Source organism: Ralstonia sp. OTU4908 (genome assembly GCF_038440115.1).
Classification (GTDB): domain Bacteria; phylum Pseudomonadota; class Gammaproteobacteria; order Burkholderiales; family Burkholderiaceae; genus Ralstonia; species Ralstonia pickettii.
Genome location: NZ_JASATD010000011.1, coordinates 133,132 through 145,380 on the forward strand (window position 1 = coordinate 133,132; position 12,249 = coordinate 145,380).

General features: G+C 64.4%; 14 protein-coding genes. 8 read left to right on the forward strand and 6 right to left on the reverse strand.

Going from position 1 to position 12,249, the window contains the following annotated elements:
- Positions 1-2: 2 nt before the first annotated feature.
- Positions 3-962, reverse strand: a complete 960-nt coding sequence (locus tag AAHM38_RS12355; protein WP_116576286.1) for an MBL fold metallo-hydrolase — start codon at positions 960-962, stop codon at positions 3-5.
- A gap of 275 nt (positions 963-1,237) precedes the next feature.
- Between AAHM38_RS12355 and AAHM38_RS12360 the strand changes: the two genes are divergently transcribed.
- The 4 genes from AAHM38_RS12360 to AAHM38_RS12375 all read left to right on the forward strand — a co-directional run bounded on the left by AAHM38_RS12360 (position 1,238) and on the right by AAHM38_RS12375 (position 5,875).
- Entirely contained in the window at positions 1,238-2,122 is an 885-nt protein-coding gene (locus tag AAHM38_RS12360; protein ID WP_116576287.1) for an IclR family transcriptional regulator, read from the forward strand.
- Between the two features lie 114 nt (positions 2,123-2,236).
- Positions 2,237-3,289, forward strand: a complete 1,053-nt coding sequence (locus tag AAHM38_RS12365; protein WP_116576288.1) for a branched-chain amino acid ABC transporter permease — start codon at positions 2,237-2,239, stop codon at positions 3,287-3,289.
- A 4-nt stretch (positions 3,290-3,293) separates the two neighbouring features.
- Positions 3,294-5,120 carry a branched-chain amino acid ABC transporter ATP-binding protein/permease gene (locus AAHM38_RS12370; RefSeq protein WP_116576289.1) on the forward strand — a complete coding sequence of 609 codons (1,827 nt, stop codon included), beginning with the start codon at positions 3,294-3,296 and terminating at the stop codon, positions 5,118-5,120.
- An 11-nt stretch (positions 5,121-5,131) separates the two neighbouring features.
- On the forward strand, positions 5,132-5,875 hold the full coding sequence (locus tag AAHM38_RS12375) for an ABC transporter ATP-binding protein (RefSeq protein WP_103518993.1): 744 nt from the start codon (positions 5,132-5,134) through the stop codon (positions 5,873-5,875).
- Positions 5,876-5,893: 18 nt separating this feature from the next.
- On the opposite strand, the gene AAHM38_RS12380 is transcribed toward AAHM38_RS12375, so the two are convergent.
- Both AAHM38_RS12380 and AAHM38_RS12385 read right to left on the reverse strand, forming a co-directional pair.
- Complete coding sequence (locus tag AAHM38_RS12380; protein WP_004634841.1) at positions 5,894-6,217, reverse strand: hypothetical protein; 324 nt, start codon at positions 6,215-6,217, stop codon at positions 5,894-5,896.
- 104 nt (positions 6,218-6,321) lie between these two features.
- Positions 6,322-6,831 (reverse strand): GNAT family N-acetyltransferase, encoded by a 510-nt coding sequence (locus tag AAHM38_RS12385; protein ID WP_103518994.1) that lies wholly within the window; start codon positions 6,829-6,831, stop codon positions 6,322-6,324.
- Between the two features lie 164 nt (positions 6,832-6,995).
- Between AAHM38_RS12385 and AAHM38_RS12390 the strand changes: the two genes are divergently transcribed.
- Together AAHM38_RS12390 and AAHM38_RS12395 are read left to right on the forward strand one after the other, a co-directional pair.
- Positions 6,996-7,868: a D-amino-acid transaminase gene (locus tag AAHM38_RS12390; protein WP_116576290.1), complete on the forward strand. Its 873-nt coding sequence runs from the start codon at positions 6,996-6,998 to the stop codon at positions 7,866-7,868.
- A gap of 66 nt (positions 7,869-7,934) precedes the next feature.
- On the forward strand, positions 7,935-8,489 hold the full coding sequence (locus tag AAHM38_RS12395; RefSeq protein ID WP_103518996.1) for a surface-adhesin E family protein: 555 nt from the start codon (positions 7,935-7,937) through the stop codon (positions 8,487-8,489).
- A 48-nt stretch (positions 8,490-8,537) separates the two neighbouring features.
- Here the strand turns inward: AAHM38_RS12395 and AAHM38_RS12400 are convergent, their stop codons facing one another.
- The 3 genes from AAHM38_RS12400 to AAHM38_RS12410 form a co-directional block, all read right to left on the reverse strand.
- Complete coding sequence (locus AAHM38_RS12400; protein ID WP_009239764.1) at positions 8,538-8,762, reverse strand: hypothetical protein; 225 nt, start codon at positions 8,760-8,762, stop codon at positions 8,538-8,540.
- Positions 8,763-8,933: 171 nt separating this feature from the next.
- A complete protein-coding gene (locus AAHM38_RS12405) occupies positions 8,934-9,884 on the reverse strand; it encodes an alpha/beta fold hydrolase (protein ID WP_103518997.1) in 951 nt (316 codons plus the stop codon).
- A gap of 88 nt (positions 9,885-9,972) precedes the next feature.
- Positions 9,973-10,893, reverse strand: coding sequence for a LysR family transcriptional regulator (locus tag AAHM38_RS12410; RefSeq protein ID WP_103518998.1), 921 nt, complete (start codon positions 10,891-10,893; stop codon positions 9,973-9,975).
- A 106-nt stretch (positions 10,894-10,999) separates the two neighbouring features.
- Between AAHM38_RS12410 and AAHM38_RS12415 the strand changes: the two genes are divergently transcribed.
- Together AAHM38_RS12415 and AAHM38_RS12420 are read left to right on the forward strand one after the other, a co-directional pair.
- Entirely contained in the window at positions 11,000-11,251 is a 252-nt protein-coding gene (locus AAHM38_RS12415; protein ID WP_039375976.1) for a DUF2798 domain-containing protein, read from the forward strand.
- 478 nt (positions 11,252-11,729) lie between these two features.
- Positions 11,730-12,197, forward strand: a complete 468-nt coding sequence (locus AAHM38_RS12420) for a GNAT family N-acetyltransferase (protein WP_039375977.1) — start codon at positions 11,730-11,732, stop codon at positions 12,195-12,197.
- Positions 12,198-12,249 lie beyond the last annotated feature (52 nt).

Below are 12,249 nucleotides of genomic sequence, written 5' to 3' on the forward strand. Positions count from 1 at the left end.
GTTCAGCCTTGCAGGGCGGCCCACATTTCCTTGTCGCGCTCGGCGGTCCAGATGCGCGGGTGCTTGATGCCGCTGGCCTCGTCAAAGGCGCGCGTCACGTCAAACGGCAGGCAGTGCTCATAGATGAAGACGCTGCCGAATTTCGGGTCCATCGCCGCGCGGGTATGCGCCATGGCGGCCTTCAGGTCCATCTTTTGCGCGACGGCTTCCTTGCCACGTTGCAGCAGCGTAGACACAAAATCGCGTGTATAAGCGAGGCCCTTCTCGACTTCGCCCGGATTGAGCAACGCGGGGCCACGGCCCGGCACGAGCTTATCGGCGCCGAGCGCGCGCAGCGCATCGAGTGTGGCGGGCCATTCTTCGAGCTGCGCATCGCCGCAGTAGCAGGCGGCGTCGTACTCGACGAGGTCACCGGAGAACAGCACCTTCTGCGACGGAATCCACACCACCGTGTCGCCCTTCGTGTGGCCGGGGCCGAGGTGCAGGATCTTCACTTCCAACTTGCCCAGAAACAGTGTCAGCTCGCGCTCGAACACCAGCGTCGGCCACGTCAGGCCCGGCACGGTTTCCACGCCGGCAAACAGGCGCGGGAAGCGCTCGATTTCGGACTTCATATCGGCCTCGCCGCGCTCAACGATCATTTCGTACGTGCCGCGGCTGGCAATGATGTTCTGTGCGCCCTCGGCAAAGTAGGCCGACGCGCCCAGCACGCGCACCGCGTGATAGTGCGACAGCACCACGTGCTTGATCGGCTTGTCGGTGATGGCGCGGATGCGGGCGATCAGGTCTTGCGCCATCGCGGGCGTGGCGGTGGTGTCGACGATCAGCACCGAGTCGTCGCCGATGATGACGCCGGAGTTTGGGTCGCCCTCGGCTGTATAGGCGTAAGCGTTGGGGGAGAGCTGGGTGAAGGTGACTTGTTTGGCCTCGAGGTCGGCTTGCGAGGCGAAGGCTTTGGCCATTCTGTCACTCCTGGTGTAGTGGATTACGGTTGGGGGAATTACTTTTCAACATGCATGGCTCGGGAAGCCTGCGTTGGGTTGGGCTGAGGGCAAGCCATGCCGAACGCTGGCAATCATAGACCGCACGGTCTGGAGACGCGCCTAGGGTATACGTTGATTATGGTTAGAAGCATTGTTTATACAATGCATAAAAACCAAAAACGGCCGTCTACGCGTTGCCGCGTGCTACGCTCGCAGCACTTTGTCGGCCCCGCCCAGCCAATACGCCCCGAGACATGGAGACCACGGAAGTCGAAGACGACCTGCCCACCGATGGCGATGCAGAAGACGCGCGCGCAAACCGCGACCGTTCGGGCATCCAATCCATCGAAGTCGGCTCTCAATTACTGGTGGCGCTCACGCGTGCCATTCGGGCAATGGCGCTCGGCGATCTCGCGCGCGCGGCCGGTATGCATCCTTCCAAGGCGCATCGTTATCTGGTGAGCCTGCAGCGCGTGGGCGCGGTGTCGCAAGATCCGCTGACCGGCCGCTACGAACTGGGCCCGTTTGCGCTTCGCCTGGGCCTGGCCAGCCTCAACCGTTCCGATGCCATCGTCCGCACGCGGCCGTTGCTGGCCAGCCTGCGAGACCAGACCGGTCACACCATCGGCATTGCCGTGTGGAGCGATCGCGGCCCGACTGTCGTGCATTGGGAGAAGGCGGGTGGTGCGCCCGGCGTGAACCTGCGCATCGGCGACGTCCTGCCGATGCTCAATTCCGCCACCGGCCGCTTGTTCGGCGCCTATCAGCCGATGGAACAGACGCTGCCCTTGGTGGAACGCGAACTGCACGAGCGTGCCGGTGACGATCTCCCCGGTTTGCCGCGGTCTCTGACGGATTACTACCGCCTGTGCGAAGACGTCCGCACCGAAGGCGCATCGTGGGTGTCGGGCAGCCTGCTGCCGGGCGTGAACGCACTGTCGTTGCCGGTGTTCGGTGCACGCGGGCAGCTCGTGCTGGTGTTGATCGCGCTGAACCTGCAACCGCTGTTTCACGCGCAGCGCGGCGGCGAGCTGGAGCACACGTTGCGCACGTTCGTGATGCGCTTGTCTGCCATGCTGCAGGCACCCGCGGAACGCCCTGCGAAAGCCGGCAGCCGTCGAAGCAGGGCGGTGCGTTAGGGTTGTCGCCAATTTCATCCTGTCGTAAGAAATTTACTATCTCGTAACGCGTGGCGCCCCCTCGCCCGGCTCACATCCGGCGCGAACTCCACGATTACAAGAACGAGGAGCTTCATGGATTTGTCGATTGCCGCCATCCTGGCGCAAGACGGCGTGACATCGGGCGCGATCTACGCGCTGCTGGCGCTGGCGCTCGTGCTGGTGTTTTCCGTCACGCGCGTGATCTTCATCCCGCAGGGCGAATTCGTCGCGTACGGCGCGCTCACGCTGGCTGCCATCCAGGCCAACAAGGCGCCGCTGTCCGCCAGCATGCTTGTAGCGCTGGGCGTCCTGACGTTCCTCGTCGAGATGGGGCGTACGCTGCTGCAACCGGAACTGCGCCTGCATGCGCTGCGCACGGGCGCCGTCTATGCAGGCAAATACCTTGTTTTTCCGGTTGCCGTGTACGTCGCCGCTCGCATGCTGGGCCCGATGACGCTGCCCATGCTTGCGCAGGTGGCGTTGACGCTGCTGATCGTCATTCCGATGGGCCCGATGATCTACCGCCTGGCCTATGAGCCGTTGACCGAAGCCAGCACGCTCGTGCTGCTGATCGTTTCGGTGGGCGTGCACTTTGCGATGGTCGGCCTCGGCCTCGTGATGTTTGGCGCAGAAGGCTCGCGCACGGAGGCGTTTTCCGATGCGCGCTTTGATCTGGGCGCGCTCAGTGTGTCGGGCCAGAGCCTTTGGGTGGTGGCTGTATCGGTGCTGATGATCGCGGCGCTGTACTTTTACTTCGGCCGTACGGTTTCGGGCAAGGCGCTGCGGGCCACGGCGGTGAACCGGCTGGGTGCGCGGCTGGTCGGCATCGGGACCACACAGGCCGGGCGATTGGCTTTCACGCTGGCGGCGGCGCTCGGCGCGCTGTGCGGCATCCTGATTGCGCCGCTGACCACGGTCTACTACGAGTCCGGTTTCCTGATCGGCCTGAAGGGCTTCGTTGGCGCCATCGTTGGCGGGCTCGTGAGCTATCCGGTGGCCGCGCTGGGTGCGCTGCTGGTGGGGCTGCTGGAGTCGTATTCATCGTTCTGGGCGTCGGCGTTCAAGGAGGTGATCGTGTTCACGCTCATCATTCCGGTGCTGCTGTGGCGATCGCTCACCACCAAGCATGTCGAGGAAGAGGAATAAGCCGATGAACACGCTGACCAAATCTTCCGAAGGCGCGGCGCAGCGCGGCTGGCTTTCGCGCAACCGCGTGCTGACCGCGCTGTTCGTGGTCGTGCTCGTGCTGATCCCGATCGTGCCCACGCCCGAGTTCTGGATCACGCTTCTGAACTACATCGGGCTCTATAGCCTTGTCGCTCTGGGGCTCGTGCTGCTGACGGGTGTCGGCGGGCTGACCTCGTTCGGGCAGGCAGCGTTCGTTGGCCTCGGTGCATACAGCACCGCCTATCTGACAACGCAGTACGGTGTCTCGCCGTGGATCGGCTTGTTGGCCGGGTTGGCGATCACCGTGGTCAGCGCCTACGTGATCGGCCTGATCACGATGCGCATGTCGGGGCATTACCTGCCGCTGGCGACGATTGCCTGGGGCCTGTCGCTCTTCTTCCTGTTCGGCAACCTGGAGTTCCTTGGCAAGTACGACGGGCTGAACGGCATTCCGGTGCTGAACGTGCTGGGTAAATCGCTGCAGACCGGCCGCGAGATGTTCTACCTGATCTGGGCTGTCGTTGTCGTGGCGGTGCTGGCGGTGCAAAACCTGCTGAACTCGCGCCCAGGCCGCGCCATCCGCGCGCTCAAGGGTGGCGGCTCGATGGCCGAGGCAATGGGTGTGAACACCGCGTGGATGAAGGTGGTGATCTTCGTGTTTGCGGCGGTGCTGGCGTGCATTTCGGGCTTTCTCTATGCGCATCTGCAGCGCGCGGTGAACCCGACGCCGTTCGGCCTGAACTACGGTATCGAATACCTGTTCATGGCGGTGGTCGGCGGCGTGGGCCACGTGTGGGGCGCGGTGCTTGGCGCGGGTCTGCTGACCATCCTGAAAGACAGCCTGCAAAGCATTCTGCCGAAGCTGCTGGGCTCCAACGGCAACTTCGAGATCATCGTGTTCGGCGTGCTGCTGGTGCTGTTGCTGCAGTACGCGCGTGATGGCGTCTGGCCGTTCATCCGCAAGCTGTTTCCATCGTCTCCGACGGCGCGCGCTCCCGACGATGCACCGGCACTGAAGCAGCGCGAGAAGCCGCAAGCCGGTGAGCTGATCCTCGACGTGCGCGCTGCACGCAAGGAGTTTGGCGGCCTGGTTGCCGTGAACGATGTCAGCTTCCAGGTGAAAGCCGGCGAGATCATCGGCCTGATTGGCCCCAATGGCGCGGGCAAGTCGACCACCTTCAACCTGGTGACGGGCGTGCTGCCGGTCACGCGTGGTGAGGTGCTTTACCGTGGCGAGCACATCAGCGGCAAACCTTCGCGCGAGATCGTCAAACGCGGTATCGGCCGCACCTTCCAGCATGTGCAATTGCTGTCGGGCATGACCGTTTTGGAGAACGTGGCCCTTGGCGCCCACCTGCGCGGCGATTTTGCGGCGCAAGGCGGGGTGCTCGCCAGCGTGGTGCGCATGAACCAGGCCGAAGAGCAGAAGCTACTGTTCGAAGCGCGCCGTCAACTGGAGCGCGTGGGTCTGGCCGATTGCATGTATCAGGAAGCCGGCAGCCTCGCGCTGGGTCAGCAGCGCATTTTGGAAATCGCCCGCGCGCTGTGTTGCGACCCGGCGCTGCTGCTGCTCGATGAGCCGGCCGCCGGCCTGCGCTACAAGGAAAAGCAGGCGCTGGCTGCGCTGCTCACCAAGCTCAAAGCCGAAGGCATGAGCGTGTTGCTGGTCGAGCACGACATGGACTTCGTCATGAACCTCACCGATCGGCTGGTCGTCATGGAATTCGGCACCAAGATTGCCGAAGGGCTGCCGCAGGAAGTGCAGCAGAACCCCGCGGTGCTGGAAGCCTACCTGGGCGGCGTGGAATAAGGAGAACGCGCATGTCAGTCATCCTGGAAGTGAAGGACCTGCACGTCCGCTACGGCAAGGTGGAAGCGCTGCACGGCGCCAACCTAAAGGTAGAGGCGGGCCAGATCGTGACCGTCATCGGCCCGAACGGCGCCGGCAAATCGACCATGCTCGGCGCCGTCATGGGCGCGCTACCGACCAACGGTTCGGCCAGCGGCGTGGTCTCGTATCTCGGTCACAACCTGAGCGGTCTGCCGGTGGAAAAGCGCGTGGCACGCGGTATGTGCCTCGTCCCGGAAAAGCGCGAGCTGTTTGCCACCATGAGCGTGGAAGACAACCTCGTGCTGGGCGCGTACCGCCGCAAGCGTGCGGGTGAGCGCAACTATCTCGACCAGATGGAGGTGGTGTACGACTTGTTCCCGCGCCTAAAAGAGCGTCGCGTGCAGGAAGCCGGCACGCTCTCGGGCGGCGAGCGCCAGATGCTCGCCGTGGGCCGCGCGTTGATGGCCAAGCCCCAGTTGCTGATGCTCGATGAGCCGAGTCTCGGTCTTGCCCCGCTCATCGTCAAAGAGATCTTCCACATCATCAGCGACCTGCGCAAAACCGGCGTGGCAACGCTGCTGATCGAACAGAACGCACGCGCCGCCCTGCAGGTGGCCGACTACGGCTACGTATTGGAAACGGGCGATATGACGCTCGAAGGCCCGGCGCAGGAATTGGCCGTCAACCCCCGCGTGATCGAAACCTACCTGGGCTTGGCGAAGAAGGCCGCCTGAGCGCTGCGGGGAGCCGGATCAATCGTCGTCGTCATGACGATGGTGCCGGCGCCATTCACGCTCACGCCAGCGTTGTTCGCGCCATTGGCGTTCCTGCCATTCGCGGCCGCGCCCATCGTCGTAGTAGCCGGGGGCAACGATGACCGGCTGCGGCGCGACATAGACAGGGGCCGGCGCATAGTAGGCCGGCGGCGGAGGCGGGGCGTACACCGGCGCGGGCTCGACATAAACCGGTGCGACGGGCACACCGATTCCAATATCGACATTGACACGGGCCAGGGCCGCCTGCGACGACAGCGCTGCAGCGGCTGCCAGCACGTACAGCGCGAAGTTCTTATGCATGTGGGAATTCCTCAAGACGCTGCACTGTAGTAGAAGCGGGCGCGCGCAGTCTTACAGAAGCGATACGGGTGTTGCAAATTGTAACGGAGTGACGCCATGGCCGCTCACGGCAACGCGCGCCCCATCAGTTCTGCGTCCTCTCCGTACACCGCGTGCAGAGCGGCCAACGCGGCACCATCCACGTCGGCGGGCTGATACCCAAGGCGCCGCCAGAACACATCCGCGCCTTGCACCGCTACCAACCGGGATTGGCGCAGCCCCTGCGCATGGGCGCTGGCGGATGCCGTGGCGTAAAGCTGCTCGCCCAAACGCTGGCCACGGCCTGCCGGCGCGATGGCCATGTCGTGCACGAACCAGAGCACATCGACCGCATCCGGGGCGGGGAGTGGCACGTGCAATTTTGGCGGCGTCCATGCGTGCCACGCATGCGAGAGCAGGTATCCCACCACGTCGGCCCCGTGCAGCGCGACCAGGCACACAGCCGGACTGCGCGCCCAGCGGCTGGCGAGCGCATCGCCCGGTTCCAGAAACCCCTCGCCGTAACAGGCCTGCTGCACGGCGAGGATGCCAGGCAGGTCGTCTGCGACGATCGGGCGGATGGTGATTTCGGACATGGGTGCGCGTTGGGCCGAAAGCGGCAGAGTTTACCGGACAGGTCGCACGCATCATGCCGTTTTCGCATAACGTGGGCACACATCGGTATTCGCTGGATCGCGCACGTATCCTGTAGATTCGTTGGCAGGGCAGTCCCGCCCACACTTGAATCCTCTCTCCCAGCATGTCGCGAATCATCTTCCTGAACGGCCAATACGTGCCGGCCGCCGAAGCCACCGTCTCCGTCATGGATCGCGGCTTCACCTTTGCCGATGGCATCTATGAAGTCACCGCCGTGGCGCGCGGCAAGCTCGTCGACAACGACGCGCACCTCGCCCGCCTGACACGATCGCTGTCCGAGATCGGCATCGACAACCCGTACACCGACGCCGAATGGACGCGCGTGTGCGAAGAGCTGGTGGCGCGCAATGGGCTGGACGAGGGTGTGGTCTACATGCAGGTCACGCGCGGCGTGGCCGAGCGCGATTTCGGCATACCGGCTGACATCTCGCCGACGGCCGTGGCATTCACGCAGGTCAAGTCCATCGTCGACAGTCCGCTCGCAAAGAAGGGCGCAACTGTGGTGACGGTGCCCGATCTGCGCTGGAAGCGTTGCGACATCAAAAGCGTGGGCCTGTTGCCGCAGGTGATGGCCAAGCAGATCGCCGCCCGCGCCGGCGCGCACGAAGCCTGGATGACCGACGGCGACCGCGTGACCGAAGGCGCGTCGTCGACTGCGTTCATCATCACCCCCGATGGGCGCCTGATCACGCGTCCGCTGTCGAACGCCGTGCTGCCGGGCATCACGCGTGTGTCGGTCCTGGCGCTGGCGCGTGAACATGGCCTGACGATGGAGGAGCGCACCTTTACCGTCGCCGAAGCTCAGCAAGCCGCCGAAGCGTTCTACACGAGCGCGTCGACGTTTGTGATGCCCGTCGTGTCCATCGACGGCGTGCAGATCGGCAGCGGCCAGCCGGGCCCGCTCACGCAGGCGCTGCGAACGCTGTATCTGCGTTTTGCCGGCGTGGACGTTGCCGAGCCCGTCGACCAGATGTGACGTAAGCGGTTGCGCCAGCGCGGTAGAATCGCCCGCTGAGTTTTTTGCAGCAAGGCGAGACACCCCATGAAGACAGGAGGCTGGCGCTGGCAAAGCGCCATCGCGGCGACCGCTCTGGTTGCCGCGCAGTGGGCAGCGATGCCCGTATCCGCACAAACCAATTCTGCGTCGGCCGCTGTGCCGACGGGGGCCGCGCAACCCGTTTCGGGCGATGCGGCACCCACCCTCGAATCCGCCCGCGCCGATTCCCGGTGGCGCCGGTTCGAGAGCATCAACGGCATCGTTTCGTACATCGACCGGCAATCGGTCAAGCCGCAGCCCGGTGCCGCGGCCGATGCCAATTCGCACACCGTGCACTTTCGGCTGCTGCGCAACGTGCTGCCCGACTTCACGATCAAGACAGCAGATGGGCAGCCGATCCGTTCGTCGGTCAAGCAGGTCGTGCTGGACTGCGCGCGACATAGCTATACGGTAATTGCGCAAACGCTCTATCGCGCGCGCAACGCTACCGGCAAGCCGCTTTACCAGATCCATTACGGCGACGAGGCGCAAAGCCGCTCGCTGCGCGAAGGCAGCGTGTTCGAATGGATCGCCGGGCGCTTTTGCGGCGCGGGCCACTAACGCTGGGGGCGGCATGGGCGGCATAAATGCCGCCCGGCGCGTTCCCGTTCAGATGGGCGCGGCTTCCCGGCTGTCGCTGCCGTTCTCGCTTTCCTCGCGGCCCCGCGCGTAAGGCTGCCGCTCCTGCTCAAGCTCCGGATAACGGCGCGAGGCGAAGCCCATGGCGGCTTCGTACGAGCCGAACTGGTTGGATTCGGCGGCCACACCGTCGTTGACCAGGATTGCGTACCACTTCCCGTAGAGCGGGCCGTACACCACGACCTTGCTTTTCATCGTCTTGTCCCTGTTTCTTGTATCGATGGCCGACTACGCGGTTTGCGCAAAGCGGCGGCTCGAGCCGTCCGGGCGTCAGGTCATGGCGCGCCGTCAGCGTTGTGGCGGACGATGATTACAGTGTGTTACACGCGCGTCAACGTTTGCGTTGGGCGCAATCCTCTAGTGGCGTTAGGCCGGTGCCAGCGTGCCTGCTACGCGCGCCTGCCGCAGTTCGGGGGGCTCGTGCCCTGAGTCGACGTAGTCGGCAAAGCAGCGGATGCAGTCGGCCACCCAGTCAGGGCGGCGCAGGGGTAGCCAGTGACCCGCGTCCACCTCATGGCGCCAGTAGTGCGATACCCAAGCTTCCACAGCGCGCGTAACCGCGGGGCTGACGTAGCGGTCGCGCGTCGGCACGATCAACTGCACGGGGGCATGCGGCGCACGTGCCCGGGGGCGGGCGAGGCGCTCACGAAAATTTGCGCGATACATTCGCACGCCGTTGCAAGCATCGCGCACAAGCGTCGGCCGCTGCGCTTCGATGCGAATGCCTTCCGTCTTGCGCAGCCACCACGGCCAGGCACGTGCCACCCACAGTCGCCACGACCATTCGGGCACCAGCGGCAGGTGGAAATAGCCGACGTACCACGATTGCAGCCGCTGCTTCCACACTGCACGTTTAGCGGCCCATGTGCCGGCGTCGAGCTGCGTGCGCATCCAGTGGCCGACGTGGTCCAGGCACGGCCCCGAGATCGACGTGTAAGACGCGATGCGCCCACGCAACCGGTCGGTCGTCACCGATTCCCAGCTATGGATGGAGCCCCAGTCGTGACCGACCAGATGGAAGCGCTCGCCGGGCAGCAGCGCGTCGGCCACGGCGGCAAGGTCGTCGACAAACTGCGGGATGCGGTAACCGGTGGTGTTTGCGGGGGCGTCTGACAGGCCGGCACCCCGCACGTCGAAGGTGAGCACACGGCGCTCGTGCGCCAGCGTGTCGCGCACGCCGTCCCAGACGGAGCTGTCGTCCGGATAGCCATGCACGAGAACGATGGCAGGGCGCTCCCGAGCGGAATGGTCGGCGGGCTGTGTCATGCGGGCATGCAGGCGAATGTCGCCGGAGCGCACCACGTGGCTGCTGTGCATCGAGAGGCCTCCTGGAAAAGGGATGCGGTGCAATCTCTGCAGCCTACGAAGTAACGGGGCGATGCGGCAACGCGTGTTTTTACCCGTTTCAAGCAGCGCCTGACGCACCCGCTGGAGGGTCGGCCTGCAACAACGGCGTGGCTGCGGTGAAAGCTGCCAGATACTCCAGCAACGTACGCACCTTGCGCGGCAACTGTTGTTGCGGCCACACCGCGTAGATGGGTCGCTGCGGCGTACGCCAATCGGGCAGCAGGCGCACCAGCCGGCCGGCCTCCAGCGCTTGATGGCAGAGCGTGCGAGGGCAGTACAGCAGGCCGAGGCCCGTTTCCGCCAACGTCACGCCCAGTTCGATGTCGTTCAGGTCGCAGCGTCCATGAGGCTGCAGTTCGATGGTCTCCTCGCCATCGGGTGAGGTGAAGCGCCATGTCGAGAGCGGCGACGACACCAACAGCCGATGCGCTTGTAATTCATGTGGATGGGTCGGCGCGCCATGCTCGGCCACGTACGCGGGCGACGCCACCAGCACCATCCCGATGACACCGAGCCGCCGCTGCCGCAGCTTCGGGTCGTCCTGCTGGCCGACGCGGATGGCAAGATCGGCGCCATGCCGCCACACGTCTTCATTGCGGTTGCTGAGCGATAGCTCCAGGCGGATCTCCGGCCACGCCGCCATGAAACTCGCATACGCGGGTGCGAGGAGCCCGCGCGACAGGTTCAACGGCGCAAGAACACGCAGGGTGCCCTTCACCTGGTTGAGATCGTCGTCGAGCGTGGCCGTTGTTTGCGCAAGCGCGGTCAACAGCGGGCGGCATTGCTCGTAATACAGCTGGCCCTCCGGCGTCGGTTTCAGGCTGCGGGCGCTGCGCAGCAGAAGCTGGCAGCCGAGCGAGGTCTCGAGCTTCTGCAGGCGCCGCGTCAGCGTGGCGGGCGGCAGGTTGGCGTGACGGGCCGCTGCCTGCAGGCTGCCGTGGTCCACGATGGAAACAAAAAGAGCCAGATCGTCGAGCATGATTCCATTTTCGGAATTTAAGATTCAATAAACGTCTATAGTTTCTATAAGAGCGGTTGTTTAGCATACCGTCAATCACATTTGATGGCTTGCAAGGAGAACCGCCATGTCGATGCCCGTTTCCACCGCCACACGTCTTCGCATCATCTTTGCCTGGATGATGTCGGGCCTGATGTCGTTGTTGATGACGGGCTGGATCGGCTGGATCAACGCCGGTATCAGCTCCAGCTTTCTTGCCCGTTGGGCGCGTGCCTTCGTGCTGGCCTGGCCGGCGGCCTTCACCATCGTGCTGATTGCTGCACCGATGATGCAGCGGCTGACCCAGCGCCTTGTGTTGCCCGATCCGGTGCAGCCCTGAAAAGAAAACAGCCCACCGGGAGGACGGTGGGCCGCAAGGTTGACAGCAGGAAAGACCGATTGAAACGGACGCCGGACCGACATCCCGTAGGGTCCGGCGGTATAGCTGGTACAACACCCGACCCTTATCGCGATGACGCTGATGTGCGTGGAGATCGCACTGCCCGATACCGGGTCATGACCGGGCCATGCAGCGCACTGTAGAGGGTCGATGCTTTCAGCAAACTTTCTTCGGGCTGCGGGTCGTCTCCGGACAATCCCTAGGGTATGAACGCTGCTCGGACGCTCCAATGGCGCGCTCCGCACATGCAGCCGACAAGGCGCGCGGGCGCGAATTGGCATAGTCAACAGCAACGCGCCGTGCTGTTGGGCAGGTCCGATTCTCAACGCTAAGGGGCTAGCCATCGGTAGGAAAGACGGCTGCATGCAGGGCGGCCGGCTGGCAGAATGCCGTAGCGTTGCTAGCCGTCCTGCCCACCATGCCCGCACCTGCCGACCTCCACATCCGCTCTGTTCACCAAGACGACTTCGCTGCGTGGAAACCGCTTTGGGATGGCTATAACGCTTTTTACGGCCGTGCGGGCGAGACGGGCTTGCCCGACATCGTCACGCAGACGACATGGCAGCGCTTCTTCGACGAAACGGAGCCGGTGCACGCGCTGGTGGCCGAGCGTGGGGGCGAGCTGCTCGGCATCGTGCATTTCCTCTACCACCGCAGCACCACGCAAATCGGCATGAGCTGCTATTTGCAGGATCTGTTCACTGCGCAGGCCGCGCGCGGGCAGGGCGTGGGGCGGGCCTTGATCGAAGCGGTCTACCGTCGCGCGCAGGCCGACGGCTTGCCGCGCGTCTATTGGCAGACACACGAAACCAACGCGACCGCCATGCGGCTGTACGACACGCTGGCGGACAAGTCGGGCTTCGTGGTGTATCGCAAATTGTTCTGAGCCGTTCCGGCCTCAACAATCGAGTTTCGGCACGTCGAAGTGCTTCCAATCG